Raw genomic sequence first — 17044 nt, forward strand, 5'->3', positions numbered from 1 at the left:
CGGATGCCGGCATGATGTTCTTCATCATCTGGAGCGAATGGCTGGGACGGTCGCGCGGTGATATCGTGATTCCAATACCTGTTCAACGAAAAGAGGGATGCGATGGAGACCGATGTCATTCGCTTTCACTATCGTGGCCAGACCCACGAAGTTTCCGGTCAGCCCACGACCCGCACCGTGCTGCAGTACCTGCGTGAAGACCTGGGCTGCATGGGCACCAAGGAAGGCTGCGCCGAAGGCGACTGCGGCGCCTGTACCGTCATGGTGGCCGAGCCCGACGGCCGGGGCGGCGTGGCCATGCGGGCGGTGAACGCCTGCATCCAGTTCCTGCCCACGCTCGACGGCAAGGCGCTGTACACGGTCGAGGACCTGCGCCAGGCCGACGGCGCGCTGCACCCGGTGCAGCAGGCCATGGTCGATTGCCACGGATCGCAGTGCGGCTTCTGCACCCCGGGCTTCGTCATGTCCCTGTGGGGCATGTACCTGGCGCACGGCCCGCACGATCCGGCGCCCACGCGCACCGAGATCGACGACGCGCTGTCGGGCAACCTGTGCCGCTGCACGGGCTACCAGCCCATCGTGCGCGCGGCCGGCGAAATGTTCAACTACCCGGCCGTGCCCTTCGACCGGGCGGCCCTGGCCGGCATCCTGGCCACGCTGCGGCGCGACGGCGTCTTCACCTACACGCACGACGGCCACACCTTCCATGCGCCGCGCACCCTGGACCAGCTCGCGCAGCTGCGCCTGGACCACCCGGACGCCCGCATCCTGGCCGGCAGCACCGACGTGGGCCTGTGGGTGACCAAGCAGTTCCGCGACCTGCCGCACCTGATCTACATCGGCCAGGTGGCCGAACTGCGCGACATCCATCTGGCAGGCGACGACCTGCTCATCGGCGCGGGCGCGCTGCTGAACGACGCCTTCGACGCGCTGGTCGAGCACATCCCCGAAATGGCCGAACTGCGCCAGCGCTTCGCGTCCTTCCCGATCCGCAACGCCGGCACGCTGGGCGGCAACGTGGCCAACGGCTCGCCGATCGGCGATTCCATGCCGGGCCTGATCGCCCTGGGTGCCCGCATCATCCTGCGCCGCGGCGAGCGCGTGCGCGAGATGCCGCTGGAAGACTACTACCTGGGCTACCAGAAGAACGCCGCCGAGCCCGGCGAATTCGTCCAGGGCCTGCGCGTGCCCGTGCGGGTGGAAGGCCGCCAGTTCCGCCACTACAAGCTGTCCAAGCGCTTCGACCAGGACATCTCGGCGGTGTGCGCGGCCTTCGCCGTGATCCTGGACGGATCCGGCGTGGCGAAGTCCGTGCGCACCGGCTTCGGCGGGGTGGCGGCCACGCCCAGCCGCGCGCGCGCCGTGGAGGCCGTCCTGCAGGGCCAGCCCTGGGACGAGACCCACGTGCGCGCCGCGATGGACGCCGTGGCGGAGGATTTCAAGCCCCTGACCGACATGCGCGCCAGCAGCGAATACCGCCTGCTCGCCTCGCGCAACCTGCTGTACCGCTTCTACCTGGAAACCGCCCCTGGGGCGCCGCTGGCGACGCATCAGGTCAGTACGGCCGCGCTGGCCGACATCGCTTGAGGAGGCCGTCATGAACATGCGCATCAATGTGCCGGTCGAACTGGACCGGCTGGCCGTCGCCAACGACCGCATTCCCCGTCCCGTCCAGGGCGAACCCGCCGCGGGCGCGTCCAGCCCGCACGAATCCGCCACGCTGCACGTCACCGGCGAAGCCGTCTACACCGACGACATTCCCGAACTGCGCGGCACCGTCTACGCCGCCCTGGGCCTGTCGGCCAAGGCGCACGCCCACGTGCGCGGCATGGACCTGGAGGCCGTGCGCCGCGCCCCGGGCGTCGTCGCCGTGCTCACCGCGCGCGACATCCCGGGCGAGAACAACTGCGGTCCGGTGATCCACGACGATCCCCTGCTGGCCGACGGCCTGGTGCAGTACGTCGGCCAGCCGCTGTTCATGGTGGTGGCGCGCTCGGTGGACGCCGCGCGCCGCGCCGCGCGCCTGGGCCGGATCGACTACGAGGAACTGCCCCACCTGCTCACGCCGGTGCAGGCGAAGGAAGCCGGCTCCCGCACCCTGCCCGACATGCGCCTGGTCCAGGGCGACGTGCAGGCCGCGCTGGACGCCGCGCCGCGCCGCCTGAAGGGCACCTTCGACTGCGGCGGCCAGGAGCAGTTCTACCTGGAAGGCCAGATCGCCTACGCGATCCCGCGCGAGAAGGACGGCATGCTGGTCTGGTGCTCCACCCAGCACCCGACGGAAATGCAGGCCGTGGTGGGCCATGCGCTGGGCTGGCACGCCCACCAGGTCCAGATCGAATGCCGCCGCATGGGCGGCGGCTTCGGCGGCAAGGAATCCCAGTCGGCGGTCTTCGCCTGCCTGGCCTCGGTCGCCGCGCACCGGCTGCAGCGCCCCGTGAAGCTGCGCGCGGACCGCGACGACGACATGATGATCACCGGCAAGCGCCACGGCTTCCACTACGAGTACGAAGTGGGCTACGACGACGAGGGCCGGATCCTGGGCATGCGCCTGGACATGACGCTGCATTCCGGCTTTTCCGCCGACCTGTCCGAGGCCGTCGCCAGCCGGGCCGTGTGCCACTTCGACAACGCCTACTACATCCCGGCGGCCGACGTGCGCGCCATGTGCGGCAAGACGAACACACAGTCGAACACGGCCTTCCGCGGCTTCGGCGGCCCGCAGGGCGCGCTGCTGACCGAAGTCGTGATCGAGCGCATCGCCCGCGAGCTGGGCCGCGACCCGCTGGACGTGCGCCAGACCAATTTCTACGGCATCGAGACGCGCAACACCACGCCCTACGGCCAGGTGGTCGAGGGCAACCTGATCGAGCCGCTGGTGGCCGAGCTGGTCGCCAGTTCCGACTACCGGGCGCGCCGCCAGGCGGTCAACGACTTCAACGCCTCCAGCCCCATCCTGAAAAAGGGCCTGGCGCTGACGCCGGTGAAGTTCGGCATCTCCTTCAACGTGCCGGCCTTCAACCAGGCGGGCGCGCTGGTGCACATCTACCGCGACGGCTCCGTGCTGGTGAACCACGGCGGCACGGAAATGGGCCAGGGCCTGAACACCAAGGTCGCCCAGGTCGTGGCCAACACCCTGGGGCTGGACCTGGACTGCGTGCGCGTCACGGCCACCGACACCTACAAGGTCGCCAACACCTCCGCCACGGCGGCTTCCACGGGCACCGACCTGAACGGCAAGGCCGCCGAGGACGCCGCGCTGCAGCTGCGCGCGCGCCTGGCCGACTTCGCCGCCCGCAAGTACGGCGGCAAGCCCGAGGACGTGGTCTTCGCCTGGCGCCAGGTCAACGTCAACGGCCGCAACATCCCGTTCGGCCAGCTGGCCGACGAGGCCTACTGGGACCGCGTGCAGCTGTGGTCCGACGGCTTCTACGCCACCCCGGGCATCGTCTGGGACAAGGCCACCATGCACGGCCGGCCGTTCTTCTACTTCGCCTTCGGCGCGGCGGTGTCGGAAGTGGTGGTGGACACGCTGACCGGCGAATGGAAGCTGCTGCGCGCCGACATCCTGCACGACGTCGGCGCGTCCATCAATCCGGCGATCGACCTGGGCCAGGTCGAGGGCGGCTACATCCAGGGTACGGGCTGGCTGACCACCGAGGAACTCTGGTGGCGCGAGGACGGCCGCCTGATGACGCACGCGCCGTCCACCTACAAGATCCCCGCCATCAGCGACTGCCCGCGCGACTTCCGCGTGCGCCTGTTCCGCGCGCAGAACCTGAAGGACACCGTGCACCGCTCCAAGGCGGTGGGCGAGCCCCCGCTGCTGCACGGCATCAGCACCTTCAACGCCCTGTGCGACGCGGTGGCGGCGGTGGGCGACGGGCGCACCTCGCCCGACCTGCGCGCGCCGGCCACGCCGGAAGCCATCCTGAAGGCGGCCGAAGGCCTGCGCAGGCGCCGCGCGGGCTAGGCCCGCGCCGCACATCGAGGAGTCGGGAAGCCATGAACGCCTGGATCGATCAGGCCCTGTGGTGCCTGGACCGGCGGCAGGCGGCGGTGCTCGTCACGGTCGCCTGGGTCCAGGGCTCGGCCCCGCGCGAGGCCGGGGCCAAGATGCTCGTGTCCGCCGGCCACCAGTGGTTCACCATCGGCGGCGGGCACCTGGAATGGAAGGCGGCCGAATTCGCCCGCGCGCGCCTGCGCGCGGATGACGGCCCCGACCGCTGGATCGAGGCCCTGCCCCTGGGGCCGGCGCTGGGCCAGTGCTGCGGCGGCATGGTGCACCTGCTGTTCGAGCGCCTGCGGGAATCCGACCGCGCCTGGCTGGAAGCCCTGCGCGCCGGCCTGCAGACGCCGGCCGGCCGCATCCGCGAAGTCGGCCTGGGCGGGGCGGGCGTGGCGCCCTGGGTGCGCGTGTCCGCACCGGACGAGGCGGAATCCGCCGCCATCGCCGCGGACGCCGCCGGCCCGGACGCCGACCGGCTGCTGCGCCCCGACCCCGTGCGGGGCTGCCTGACGCTGCGCGAGGCCGTGCGCCCCGATCCGCTGCACGTGGTGATCTTCGGCGCGGGCCACGTCGGCCAGGCCCTGGTGCATGTCCTGGGCACCCTGCCCTGCCGGGTGACCTGGGTGGACGCGCGCGACGATCTGTTCCCCGGCGCGGTGCCCGCCAACGTGTCCATCGAGGCGACCGACACGCCCGAGGCCGTGATCGACGAGGCCCCGCCCGGCAGCTGCTTTCTCATCATGACCCATGACCACGCGCTCGACCAGCGCCTGTGCGAACAGCTGCTGCGGCGCGACGACGTGGCGTATTTCGGCCTGATCGGCTCGCAGACCAAGCGGCGCAAGTTCGAGCACCGCTTCCGCGCGCGCGGCATTCCGCCGGAACGGGTCGCGCGCATCGTCTGTCCGATCGGCGAGCCCGGCATCGAGGGCAAGCAGCCCGCCGTGATCGCCGTCGCGGTCGCCGCCCAGCTGCTGCGCCTGCGCTCGGAGCGCGAGCGGCGGGCCGGCGCGCCGGCCCGGGCCGAGGCCCCCGCCCACTGAACCCCCCGGATCCCCCGAACCCCCCCATTGAAGAACGCCGGGCCGCCGGCCCCGCCGCGCAGGCGGACTGCGGCCCGCAGACCACGACCGAGGAGACCTCATGACGTCCACGACCCCGTCCGCGCCCGTCCGATCGACCGCGTCCGGCCCGCAGGCCTACCGCGCCCAGCTGCTGTATTTCCGCGATACCCCCAAGGCCGAGGACGAAGCCTGCGAGTGGATCCGCGACGGCCTGCTGGTCGTGCGCGACGGCCGCATCGAGCAGTGCGGCGACTACGACCGGCTGATCGGCGAACTGCCCCCCGGCACGCCGGTCAACGACTGGCGCGGCCGCCTGATCACGCCGGGCTTCATCGACACCCACATCCACTACCCGCAGACCGACATGATCGCCTCGCCGGCGCCGGGCCTGCTGCCGTGGCTGGAAACCTATACCTTCCCGACCGAGCGGCGCTTCGAGAATCCGGAATACGCCCGCGACGTGGCGCGCTTCTTCCTCGACGAGCTGCTGCGCTGCGGCACCACCACCGCGCTGGTGTACTGCACCGTGCATCCGGGCTCGGCCCAGGCCTTCTTCGAGGAAAGCCACGCGCGCGACCTGCGCATGGTGGCGGGCAAGGTCCTGATGGACCGCAACTGTCCCGAATACCTGCGCGACACGGCCGAATCCGGCGCCCGCGACAGCGAGGACCTGATCCGCCGCTGGCACGGCACGGGGCGCCAGCTGTACGCCCTGACGCCGCGCTTCGCGCCCACCTCCACGCCCGAGCAGCTCGGCCTGTGCGGCGAGCTGGCCAAACGCTACCAGGACGTGTTCATCCAGTCGCACGTGTCGGAGAACCGCGACGAGGTGAAGTGGGTCATGGGCCTGTTCCCCGGCTACCGCAGCTACCTGGACATCTACGACCGCTACGGCCTGCTGCGGCCCCGCTCGGTCTACGGCCACTGCGTCTGGCTGGACGACGACGACCGCCGGCGCATGCGCGACGCGGGCGCCGTCGCCGCCCACTGTCCCACGTCCAACCAGTTCCTGGGCAGCGGCCTGTTCGATTTCGCGGCGGCCAAGGACTTCGGCATGCCGGTGGCCCTGGCCACCGACGTGGGCGGCGGCTCGTCCTTCTCCATGCTGCTGACCATGAACGAGGCGCACAAGATCGCGCGCCTGTCGGGCCACTACCTGACGGCGCGGCGCATGTTCTGGCAGGCCACGCAGGGCGCCGCCAAGCACCTGGGCCTGACCGGCCGGATCGGCACGCTGGAGCCGGGCGCCGAGGCCGACTTCATCGTCCTGGACCCCAAGGCCACGCCGCTGCTGGAGCGCCGCAGCGCCCTGGCCGAATCGCTGGAGGAACTGCTGTTCGCCCTGGCGATGCTGGGCGACGACCGCGCCATCGCCGCCACCTACGCGGCGGGGCGGGAGGTGCACCGGCGGGGGTAAGAGGCAGTTCCCTGTCTTCCGTTCACCTCGCGGCCTGCAGGCCGCCCGGACCCGCCCGGCGCGGAACCGCCCGTGGGCATGATCCGGTGGCCAGGCTCATCCCGGCGGCAAAAGTTCACGCAGACCTGCCATAATCGGGCGCATGGAAAAATTCATCGACACCGCGCGCCCGACCCGGCTGCCGCCGCTGATCCCGTTCTCCAGCTACGAGGACGCCGACGCGGCGGTGGACCGGCTGCTGGAAATCTACCGGCGCAACACCGCCTTCATCCGCGACGCCTTCCGCGAATACTGCGTCAACGGCCTGGAGACCGGCCAGCGGGTGCGCGCCTGCTATCCGGCGATCCGCATCCGGGTGCATTCCTACCAGGAAATCGACAGCCGCCTGTCCTACGGCCACCTGGTCGAGCCGGGCGTCTACATGACCACGGTGACGCAGCCCGGCCTGTTTCACGACTACCTGCGCGAACAGGTGCGCCTGCTGCTGCGCAACCACGGCGTGCCGGTGGAGATCGGCGAGTCCGACCTGCCCATCCCCCTGCACTTCGCCTTCCCGGAAGGCGAGTACGTCGAGGGCGAGTACTCCGAGGTCCCGGGCCACACCCTGCGCGACCACTTCGACGTGCCCGACCTGGCGGTGACCGACGACGCCATCGTCAACGGCACCTGGCGCGGCCGCGCTAACCAGGCCCGCCCCCTGGCGCCCTTCACCGCGCCGCGCATCGACTATTCCCTGCACCGGCTGCAGCACTACACGGCCACGGCGCCGGTGCATTTCCAGGACTTCGTGCTGTTCACCAACTACCAGTTCTACGTCGACGGCTTCGTCCAGTGGGCGCGCGAGACGCTGGCCCGCGGCACGGGCGGCTACACGGAACTGGTCGAGCCCGGCAACCGCATCGTCACGCGCGAAAACCTGGACGAGCCCCGCACCGGGCCGGTGCCGCTGCCGCAGATGCCGTCCTACCACCTGAAGCGCCCGGGGCACACCGGCATCACCCTGATCAACATCGGCGTGGGGCCGTCCAACGCCAAGACCATCACCGACCACGTCGCCGTGCTGCGGCCGTCGGCCTGGCTGATGCTGGGCCATTGCGCGGGGCTGCGCACCACCCAGCGGCTGGGGGACTACGTGCTGGCCCACGGCTACGTGCGCCAGGACCACGTGCTGGACGACGACCTGCCCCTGTGGGTGCCGGTGCCGCCGCTGGCCGAGGTCCAGGTCGCCCTGGAGCAGGCCGTGGCCGACGTGTCCGGCCTGTCGGGCTGGGAACTGAAGAAGATCATGCGCACCGGCACGGTGGCCACCATCGACAACCGCAACTGGGAACTGCGCGACCAGCAGGAGCCGGTGCAGCGCCTGTCGCAGTCGCGCGCCATCGCCCTGGACATGGAATCGGCCACCATCGCGGCCAACGGCTTCCGCTTCCGCGTGCCCTACGGCACGCTGCTGTGCGTGTCGGACAAGCCGCTGCACGGCGAACTCAAGCTGCCGGGCATGGCCACCGCCTTCTACCGCACCCAGGTCAGCCAGCACCTGCACATCGGCATCCGGGCGCTGGAACACCTGCGCGAGATGCCCGGCGAGCGCCTGCACTCGCGTAAATTGCGCAGTTTCATCGAAACGGCGTTCAAGTAATCGAAGTCACCATGGCCCTGCGCTCCACCGTCTACAAAGCCGAACTCCACGTCGCGGACAACGACCGCGCCTACTACGGCAGCCATGCCGTCACCGTTGCGCGGCACCCGTCCGAGACCGACGAGCGCCTGATGGTGCGGCTGCTGGCCTACGCCCTGTGGGTCGAGGCCGACGAGCGGCTGGTCTTCACGCGGGGGCTGAGCGACACCGACGAGCCCGATCTCTGGAACCTGGACCTGACCGGCGCGGTGCGCCAGTGGATCGAGGTCGGCCTGCCCGACGAGCGCCGCGTGCTGAAGGCCTGCGGCCGGGCGGACCGGGTGACCGTGCTGGCCTACGGGCGCGGCGCGGACGTCTGGTGGTCCGGGGTGCGCGGCAAGCTGGAGCGCGCCGCCAACCTGCAGGTCCATGTGCTGGACACGGAGGCCACGCGCGCCCTGGCGGCGCTGGCCGAACGCAGCATGAGCCTGAGCGTGAACGTCACCGACCGCACGGCCTGGGTGTCGTGCGAGCGTGGCGACGCGAGCCTGGACGTGCGCTGCCTGCGCGAGGCGGAATGAGCCTCCGGCGGGGCGGGCCCGTCCGGCCGGCGCGCCGGATCAGGCGGCCGCCCGGTCCAGCGCGTCGAATTCCTGGTCGCTCAGGCTGACCTGGGCGGCCGCCACGTTCTGGGCCAGGTGGTCGGGATTGGCGGTTCCGGGTATGGGCAGCATCACCGGCGAGCGCTTCAGCAGCCAGGCCAGGGCGATGGCGCTGGTCGTGACGCCGTGGTGCCGGGCGATGTCTTCCAGCTTGGAGCCGGGCCGTGCCAGCTTGCCCGCATTCAGCGGATACCAGGGAATGAAGCCGATGCGGTGTTCGGTGCAGTAGTCCAGCACGGCCTCGCTTTTGCGCTCGCCCAGGTTGTACTGGTTCTGCACGGTGGCGACGGGAAAATACTGCTGGGCTTCCTGGATGTCGGCCGGCTGGACTTCGCTCAGGCCCACGTGGCGGATCAGGCCTTCACGGCGCATGTCGGCGATCGCCTGCAGCTGGGCCTGGCGCGATGCGCCGGGGTCCAGGCGGTGCAGCTGCCACAGGTCGATGCGCTCCAGCCCCAGCCGGCGCAGGCTCATCAGCACGCACTGGCGCAGGTAGCCGGGATCGCCCAGCGGCACCCATTTGTCGGGGCCGTGGCGCAGCAGCCCGCCCTTGGTGGCGATCAGCAGCCCCGCATAGGGATGCAGGGCTTCGCGGATCAGGTCCTCGCTGACGAACGGCCCGTAGCTGTCGGCCGTGTCGATGAAGTTCACCCCGAATTCGGGCAGGCGCCGCAGCGTGGCCAGGGCGGCGGCCGGGTCCGCCGGCGGTCCCCAGATGCCGGGGCCGGTGATGCGCATGGCCCCGTAGCCGAGCCGGTGGACGGGGATGTCGCCGCCGATCAGGAACGTGCCGGAGGCGGCCGCATTGGGTGTGGTGGACATGGGAACCGTCCTGTCATGAGTCGGTGGAAGGAATCATGATAGGACCGCATGCGCGGCGGCGCCAGTCAGGCGACCGCGCTCAGGCGACCGCGCCAGTCAGGCGACCGCGTGATAGTGCTTGACGAAGCTGTCGCTGAGGATTTCCCACAGCACCGGCGTGCCCTTGGTGACGAACCAGGAATCGCCGACGCCGAAATGGGTGGACTGGCCGGTGGACTCGTCCGTCAGGCGCACCGCGCCGGTGACGACGGTGGCCTGCTCGTTGAACGGATAGACCATGCGGAAGCGGCTTCGGGTGGTGCCGAAGAAGGCGGCGCTGACCGGGGAGTCGGGCGCGCCGTCGGTCATCCGGCCGAAGGCCCGCGGATCGCCTTCGAGGATTTCGGAGCCCAGGTCGGCCACGGTCCCCCAGGGGTCCAGCTGGTCGAGGGTGATGCCTTTGGGGATGGGGGTCAAGCTCATGGGAGGTTCCTGTGTGGAAAAAAACGGTGGGTGAAATCAGCGGCGGCCGTTCCAGTAGCCGGAGATCTGGTGCCAGGTCTTGCCGGCGGTCAGCAGCACGGGGCGGAAATGGTCCTTGCCCACGACCCGGATCCGGCGCACCGAGCGGATCAGCTCGTAGCGGTCCGAGCCTTCGTGCATGCCTTCGGCCAGGACCTTGCAGATGATGTGGCTGGGGGTGACGCCGAAGCCCGAATAGCCCTGCACGAAAAACGCGTTGGGGCGGCCCGGCAGGGTGCCGATCTGGGGGAACAGGTTCGGGCTGCAGGCCATCGGCCCGCCCCAGGCGAGGTCGATCTTCACGTCCGCGAGGTAGGGGAAGATCTTCAGCATCAGCCTGCGGTTCCAGGCCTTGAGGTCGAGCGGGATGTGCTCGACGAAGGGGGTGGCCGCGCCGAACAGCAGGCGGTTTTCGTTGGTCACGCGGTAGTAGTCGATGATGGGGCGGATGTCGCTGTAGGCGCCCCGGATCGGGCTGATGCGCCGGATCAGCTCCTCGGACAGGGGCTCGGTCATCAGCTGGAAGGCGTAGGTGTTGATGGTGGTCCGGTGCAGCTCGGGTTCGAGCCGGTTCAGGAAGCTGTCGCAGGCCCAGAGCAGCTTGGCGGCCCGGACGGAGCCCTTGCCGGTGCGCACGGTGATGCGGTCGCCGTAGCGCACTTCCAGGGCGGGGCTGTATTCAAAGATCTGCGCGCCGTGGCTCGCCAGCGCCCGGGCCTCGCCCAGCAGCAGGTTCAGCGAGTGGACGTGGCCGCCGCCCATGTGCAGCAGGCCGCAGTGGTAGGCGTCGGTGCCGATGATCTGGCGGACGTCGGCGCCTTCGAGATAGCGGATCTCGTGGCGCGAGCCCAGCGACTTGAATTCCTTCTCCCAGGCCCGCAGGGTCTTCGCCTGGCGGGCGTTGAAGCCCATGTAGCCGTAGCCGTGCTGGAAGTCGGCATCGATGTCGTATTTCCGGATCCGGTCCTTGATGATGTCGGCGCCCATGTCGCTGATCTCGAAGATCCGGCGCAGACCGTCCTCGCCGACGTCCTTGCGGATCTTTTCCAGGTCGTGGCCGATGCCGGCCATGATCTGCCCGCCGTTGCGGCCGGTGCCGCCGAAGCCCAGGTAGCGGCCTTCGAGCACGACGATGTGGGTGACGCCCTTCTCGGCCAGCTCCAGGGCGGTGATGACAGCGGGCGGTGGAAACGGCGCGGGGCCGGCGTGGCGCAGGCGCGCGGGCGCCGGTCGAAGGTCGTCGGGCGGTGGGGATATTAGGCGCCGGAAGCGGGGTGGCCGTCTTGCCTGATCGTGCGGCGGGCTTGTCCGGGATTGACAGGCCCCGCCGCCGCGGGCCGGCTACGCCAGCGCGCGCTGGCGGTATTCGCGGGGCGCGAGCGCGTAGTGCTTCTTGAAGGGGCGGCTGAAGTGGGCGGAATCCACGAACCCCCATTTGAAGGCGATGGTGGTGATGGAGTGCGATTTCAGCGCGGGATTGGACAGGTCCTGGGCGCAGCGCTGCAGCCTCCTGTGCTGGATGTAGCGGCAGACGCTGTCGTTCTCGGCCTCGAACAGCCGGTACAGGCGGCGCACCGAGATCTTCATGCGGCGGGCCAGCGCATCGGGGTCGAGCGAAGCCTGGCCCAGGGACTCGTCGATCAGCTGCCGGGCGTATTCCAGCAGGCTGTCGCCCGGCAGGGCCTCCGGGTTCGCCTCGGGCGCATCGTCCGGCGCCAGGGCCGCGGGCAGCAGCTGCAGCAGGGCGTCGCGCAGGGCGTCGGCCTCGGCCTCCGCCGCGCTGGTCAGCGTGCGGCGGCAGAGCTGGTTGACCATCAGGTACAGAGATCGCTGGCGTCCGGGTATCCGGGCTAATCCGGATCGGCGGCTCAGTGCCGCGCCAGGATGGCCTGCAGGCGCGCCAGGGCGGCCAGCAGGGCGTCGCGCTGCGCCGGGGCGAAGGCGATGTAGCGCCGGAAGGCCGGCATGCGGTTGACGACCTCGCTGCCGGCCATGTGCTCCAGGGTGGCGGTCCAGCCGGCGGCCTGGCGTTCGATGCGCAGGCGCTTGAAGTCCAGCGGCATCAGCGCCGCGCGCAGCGCGGGGTCCTCGCGCAGTTCGGCCAGCAGCGCCTCGGGCGGCGGCGCGCCGCGCCGGGCCGCGTAGCGCAGGCCGGTGCGGCGCCAGGCGCCGGTGTGGCGGACGTCGAGCCGGGCGGGCGCGGGGTGGCGGGCGGGCGCCCGGACGATGAATTCCGTCAGCACGAGATGCATCAGCAACTCGGACTGCGTGCGCTCCCGCACCTCGAACACCAGCGCCGCGCCGGGCCGGCCGAAGCGGGCGCCGCGCGCGTCCAGCGGTTCGCAGCGCCAGTCGTGGAAGTCCCGCCGCACGTGCTCCAGCGTGACTCCCGGCCGATAGCCGGCGGGGCCGCGCCGGTCCAGGGCCTCAGACAGCCTTCGCAGCCAGGACATGGGACGGGGCCGGCTGCGCCGCCGCGTAGGCGCGGAATTCCTTTTCGAGGACTTCCTCGACCGGCACGGGGCGGAAGGGGTGGACGCGCTGGACGGCCAGGGTCCAGAACAGGGCGTAGGCCGCCGTGCCGCCCAGCATGAGGGCGAAGGGCACGTATACGTCCGCGGGATCCATGCCCGGGGGCGTGATGAACCACATGCCCAGCAGCATGCCGGCGCTGGAGACGATCTGCGGCAGGGGGAAGAAGGGCGCGCGGTAGGCGCGCGGCAGGTCGGGGCGGCGGATGCGCAGGATCACGACCGACAGCGTGACCAGCAGGTAGGCGGTGGCCCAGGCGCAGACCGCGGCGAGCACCAGGTTGAGCAAGTGGTCGGCGTTGCCGCCCAGCCAGAGCGCGTGCAGGCAGGGGATCGCCATGGCGACGGCGATGCAGACCACCGGTGTCTTGAAGCGCGGGTGCAGATAGGCGAACAGGCGCGGCAGGGTGCCGTCGACGGCCATGCCGTACATGATGCGCGGGACGCCCGCCATCAGGGTGTTGATGGTGGCGGCGCCGGCGAACAGGAAGCCGATGCCCAGCCAGATGGGGCCGATGTCGCCCATGACCTGGCGCGCGAACTGCGGGATCGCCATCGGCGTGTCGAGCAGGTGAAGCCCGAGGGCCGGGTCCAGCAGCACGTTCTCGACCTGGCGCCGCATGGCCGCGCCGTAGATGAACATGCAGGCGGCCACGCCGAACAGGCCCAGGGCCATGGCGCGCGGCAGCACCCGGGCCGAGCGTTTCAGGTCGGGCGCCAGGGGCGTGACGAATTCGGCGCCGACGAACATGAACATGGCCATGCCCACCAGCGACAGGATGGTGAGCGGGTCGGTGCCGATTTCCGAGGCGCCGAACCAGCCGTCGAGCCGGACGGCCGGCGCGGCGAACAGGCCCAGCACGCCGAACACCATCAGCGTGGTCCACATGCCGAAGGTGAGCACGACTTCGGCCTTGCCGAAGACGCTGACCCCGAAGGCGTTCAGCACGCCGAAGACCAGCACGAAGGCGACCCCCAGCAGCCAGGAGCCGCCGGCCGATTCGGCCAGGGTGTTGAGATGCTCGAAATTGACCAGGGCCATGACGCCCGACAGGATGGTCTCGGCCGTGCCGGCGAAGACGTGCACGATCAGGTAGGCCGAAATGGTGCCGGTGATGGCGAAGAACCGCCCCATGCCGCAGGAAATGTAGTCGTACACGGAGCCGGTGGTCGGCAGGATGGCGGCGGCTTCGGCGAAGGTGGTGGATTGCGCCAGCATCATCACCAGGGCGATCACGATGGCGATGGCGAAGGCGCTGCCGCCCAGGCCGAAGCCCATGGTGGCGGTCAGGATCACGGGGCTGGCCATGATCAGGCCCACGGTGCTGGCCAGGGCCGTGGGAAACCCGATGACGCCCTGGTTCAGGTGGGCGTCGAGTCTTGCGTTGATTGACATGTGCGGACCTCGGCTGTTCGATGGGGCTTCGTCGCGAGCCCCTGCGTCTGCGGCCGGCGGGAAATGGCCGGGCGCTCTCCTTTGCCCTGCGCGCCCGGGATCCGGACGCGGGGATGGTCCACTATCTGCGCATTCCGGTGCGGCGTCTTGACCGGGCCTGCCATGCCGGTTGCCATTCCGGCCCGCGGCCGGGGCGCGGGCTCATTCCAGCGGCACGTTCATTCCAGCGGCACGTTCATTCCAGCAGTGCGCTCATTCCAGCAGCATCTTCACCGACACGATCACCGCCATGATCACCATCAGCACGCGGATCAGCTGGTGGCCGCGCGTGACGGCCAGGCGCGCGCCGATGGTGCCGCCGATCCACTGGCCCGCCAGCATGGGCAGGCCGAAGGCCCAGACGATGTGGCCGCTGGCGGCGAAGAACAGCACCGAGGCGAGGTTGCTGCACAGGTTCAGCAGCTTGGCGTGCGCCGTGGCCTTGACCAGGTTGAAGCCCAGCAGCGTGACGCAGGAGATCGCCAGGAAGGTGCCCGTGCCCGGGCCGAAGAAGCCGTCGTAGAAGCCGATCAGCGGCGCCAGGGTGGCCGCGTACAGGGCGGGCGTGAGGCGCTGGGCGCGGTCCTCGGCGCCGACGCGCGGCGACAGCAGGAAGTACAGGGCGAAGCCGATCAGCAGGAACGGGATCACCTGGCGCAGCACGCCGCCGTCGATGCGGGTCAGGGCGATCCCGCCCGCCAGCGCTCCCAGGAAGGTGGCCAGCATCATTCGGCGGCTGCGTTTCAGGTCGATCTGGCGCATGCGCAGGAAGTGCAGCGTGGCGGCGGCCGAGCCGGCGATGCCGCCGATCTTGTTGGTGGCGATGGCCGCGCCGGGCGGCAGGCCCGCGGCCAGCAGCGCCGGGATGGTGATCAGCCCGCCGCCGCCGGCGATGGCATCGACGATGCCGGCCAGCAGCGCGACGAAGAACAGCAGGACGGCGACGTCGAAGGTGATTTCCATGGGGTGCCGCGGCGGGCGCGTTCAGCCTCGCGGCGCGTCGATGAAGGCGGCGAGCAGGTTCAGGAACGCCTCGGGCTGCTCGAACGGCGCCAGGTGGCCGCTGTCCAGTTCGGCGTAGCGGGCGCCGGGGATGGCGTCGGCCAGGGCGCGCGCGTGCTCCTTGGGCACCATGGCGTCGTGCGCGCAGCCGATGACCAGGGTGGGCGCGGCGATGCGGGGCAGCAGCGGGCGGATGTCCAGGCGCGTGTCGAGCATGATCTGGCGGGTGATGCCTTCCCAGCGGTTGGACACGACGACCGCGTCGGCCCATTGCGCCAGCTGGGCCGCGTCCATGCGCCCGAGGAAGGCGGGGCTGAAGCCGGTGAGCAGGATCAGCCGCGCGAAATCGTGGGGATCGTGGCGGATGAGATTGAGCCAGAGTTCCGACTGCATGCGCATGCGCGGATCCTGGCCGGTGGAGAAGCCGGCGAGCAGGGTCAGGGAGCGGACGCGCCCCGGCTGCGTGGCGGCGATCTGCGCCGCCACGCAGGCGCCCAGCGAGAAGCCGGCCAGGTCGAAGGATTCGGCGCCCGCCGCGTCGGCCGCCCCGAGCACCTGGGCCGCCAGCAGGTCCAGGCTCAGTTCGCCGGCCGGATCGGTGGTCTCGCCCGAGCCGGAATAGTCGGGCCGGATGACGGTGCGGCGGGCAGCCAGGGGCGCCACCAGGTGGCCCCAGTTGCTGTCCAGCGTGCCTCCCGTGCCGGCGACCAGCACCAGCGCCGGGCCCTGGCCATCGACGGCGTAGGAAACGTGTGTATCGAGCACTTCGACGACGGGCATGGAGGACTCCTGCGGAAATGAGGGATGGGGACAAGCGAAGGATGGGGACAAGCAAAGCCCGGCGGACGGCGGCCCGCCGGGCGTGGGGCCGTGCGGGGCTCAGCGCTTGGCGATGTCCGCCTGCGCCTGCTGCACCAGGTCGGGGCCGATCTGCTTGGCCCATTTGTCGAACACCGGCTGGGTGGCCTTGGCGAAGGCGCCGATCTGCTCGGGCGAGAGCACGGTGACCTTGACGCCGTGGCCTTCGATTTCCTTCAGCAGGGAATCGTCGGTGCTGGTCACGCCCTTGCGGGCGATGACGATTTCCTGGCGGCCCGCCTCGACGGCGGCCTCGCGCACGATCTTCTGGTCTTCGGGCGACCAGGAATCCCAGACGTCCTTGTTCACCACGAAGATCAGCGGGTCGGCCACGTAGTTCCACAGGCTCAGGTATTTCTGGCCGACGTCGTAGAGCTTGGCCCCGGCGTAGATGGACAGCGGGTTTTCCTGGCCGTCGACGGCGCCGCTGGCGAGCGCGGGCTGGGCGTCGGCCCAGCTCATCTGCGTCGGGTTGGCGCCCAGGGCGGTGTAGATGTCGATGTACAGCGGCGAGCCGACCACGCGCAGTTTCATGCCCTTGACGTCCTCGGGGGTCTTGACCTCGCGTGCCGAATTGGACAGCTGGCGGTAGCCGTTCTCGCCCCAGGCGAGCGGCACCACGCCCTTCTTGGACAGGATGCCGAACAGCTCCTCGCCGACCTTGCCCTGGGTGAGGGCGTCGATGGCGGGGTAGTCGGGCATGAGGAAGGGCAGGGAGAAGAGGTTCAGTTCCTTGACCTGCGGCGACCAGTTGATGGTCGAGCCGATGGCCATGTCGATCACGCCCTGGCGGATGGCGGTGAATTCGCGCGTCTGGTCGCCCTGGACCAGGGAGGTGCCCGGGTAGACCTTGATGTTGATGCGGCCGTTGGTGCGCTCGCGCACCAGGTCGGACCAGATCACCGCCCCCTGGCCCCAGGGGAAGTTGGTGCCCACCACGATGGACAGCTTGTATTCGGACTTGTAGTCGGCGGCCTGGGCCGGCAGGGCGGCGGCCAGGGCCGTGAAGGCCAGCGCGGCGGCGCCGATGAGTCGTTTGAAGCGCATGTCAGTCTCCTCTTTGAAAAATCTCGTGCACGAACCCGCCGGGCGGGTCGCCCGCGGGCCGGGCCTCGCCGCCCGCCC

Annotated in this window: 15 protein-coding genes; 6 read left to right on the top strand and 9 right to left on the bottom strand. The window is 70.4% G+C overall.

Annotated features, from left to right (window positions below; genetic code table 11):
- Positions 1-102 precede the first annotated feature (102 nt).
- The 6 genes from xdhA (at position 103) to BN940_RS01225 (ending at position 8689) form a co-directional block, all read left to right on the top strand.
- Complete coding sequence (xdhA, locus tag BN940_RS01200) at positions 103-1587, top strand: xanthine dehydrogenase small subunit (RefSeq protein WP_043679257.1); 1485 nt, start codon at positions 103-105, stop codon at positions 1585-1587.
- A 22-nt stretch (positions 1588-1609) separates the two neighbouring features.
- A complete protein-coding gene (gene xdhB, locus BN940_RS01205) occupies positions 1610-3973 on the top strand; it encodes a xanthine dehydrogenase molybdopterin binding subunit (RefSeq protein ID WP_409360333.1) in 2364 nt (787 codons plus the stop codon).
- A 32-nt stretch (positions 3974-4005) separates the two neighbouring features.
- On the top strand, positions 4006-5052 hold the full coding sequence (gene xdhC / locus BN940_RS01210; RefSeq protein WP_043679262.1) for a xanthine dehydrogenase accessory protein XdhC: 1047 nt from the start codon (positions 4006-4008) through the stop codon (positions 5050-5052).
- A gap of 100 nt (positions 5053-5152) precedes the next feature.
- Positions 5153-6490 carry a guanine deaminase gene (guaD, locus tag BN940_RS01215; protein WP_052355507.1) on the top strand — a complete coding sequence of 446 codons (1338 nt, stop codon included), beginning with the start codon at positions 5153-5155 and terminating at the stop codon, positions 6488-6490.
- Between the two features lie 142 nt (positions 6491-6632).
- Complete coding sequence (locus tag BN940_RS01220) at positions 6633-8129, top strand: AMP nucleosidase (protein ID WP_052355508.1); 1497 nt, start codon at positions 6633-6635, stop codon at positions 8127-8129.
- 11 nt (positions 8130-8140) lie between these two features.
- Positions 8141-8689: a YaeQ family protein gene (locus BN940_RS01225; RefSeq protein WP_043679265.1), complete on the top strand. Its 549-nt coding sequence runs from the start codon at positions 8141-8143 to the stop codon at positions 8687-8689.
- Between the two features lie 39 nt (positions 8690-8728).
- Here the strand turns inward: BN940_RS01225 and BN940_RS01230 are convergent, their stop codons facing one another.
- The 9 genes from BN940_RS01230 to BN940_RS01270 all read right to left on the bottom strand — a co-directional run bounded on the left by BN940_RS01230 (position 8729) and on the right by BN940_RS01270 (position 16966).
- Positions 8729-9592 (bottom strand): aldo/keto reductase, encoded by an 864-nt coding sequence (locus tag BN940_RS01230; RefSeq protein WP_043679268.1) that lies wholly within the window; start codon positions 9590-9592, stop codon positions 8729-8731.
- Positions 9593-9688: 96 nt separating this feature from the next.
- Complete coding sequence (locus BN940_RS01235; RefSeq protein ID WP_043679271.1) at positions 9689-10054, bottom strand: cupin domain-containing protein; 366 nt, start codon at positions 10052-10054, stop codon at positions 9689-9691.
- Between the two features lie 36 nt (positions 10055-10090).
- Positions 10091-11350: an NAD(P)/FAD-dependent oxidoreductase gene (locus tag BN940_RS01240; RefSeq protein ID WP_084330438.1), complete on the bottom strand. Its 1260-nt coding sequence runs from the start codon at positions 11348-11350 to the stop codon at positions 10091-10093.
- Between the two features lie 84 nt (positions 11351-11434).
- Positions 11435-11908: a helix-turn-helix domain-containing protein gene (locus tag BN940_RS01245; protein WP_052355509.1), complete on the bottom strand. Its 474-nt coding sequence runs from the start codon at positions 11906-11908 to the stop codon at positions 11435-11437.
- A 53-nt stretch (positions 11909-11961) separates the two neighbouring features.
- Entirely contained in the window at positions 11962-12546 is a 585-nt protein-coding gene (locus tag BN940_RS01250; protein WP_043679274.1) for a DUF3156 family protein, read from the bottom strand.
- Positions 12521-14020, bottom strand: a complete 1500-nt coding sequence (locus tag BN940_RS01255; RefSeq protein ID WP_043679276.1) for an APC family permease — start codon at positions 14018-14020, stop codon at positions 12521-12523. Before BN940_RS01255 ends, BN940_RS01250 begins: the two co-directional genes overlap by 26 nt.
- A gap of 252 nt (positions 14021-14272) precedes the next feature.
- Positions 14273-15022, bottom strand: coding sequence for a TSUP family transporter (locus BN940_RS01260; RefSeq protein ID WP_043679279.1), 750 nt, complete (start codon positions 15020-15022; stop codon positions 14273-14275).
- A 21-nt stretch (positions 15023-15043) separates the two neighbouring features.
- Positions 15044-15841 (bottom strand): alpha/beta fold hydrolase, encoded by a 798-nt coding sequence (locus tag BN940_RS01265; protein ID WP_043679280.1) that lies wholly within the window; start codon positions 15839-15841, stop codon positions 15044-15046.
- Between the two features lie 99 nt (positions 15842-15940).
- Positions 15941-16966: a DctP family TRAP transporter solute-binding subunit gene (locus BN940_RS01270; protein WP_043679283.1), complete on the bottom strand. Its 1026-nt coding sequence runs from the start codon at positions 16964-16966 to the stop codon at positions 15941-15943.
- Between the last annotated feature and the right edge of the window lie 78 nt (positions 16967-17044).

The sequence above is a fragment of the Castellaniella defragrans 65Phen genome (genome assembly GCF_000612685.1).
Lineage (GTDB): Bacteria > Pseudomonadota > Gammaproteobacteria > Burkholderiales > Burkholderiaceae_B > Castellaniella > Castellaniella defragrans.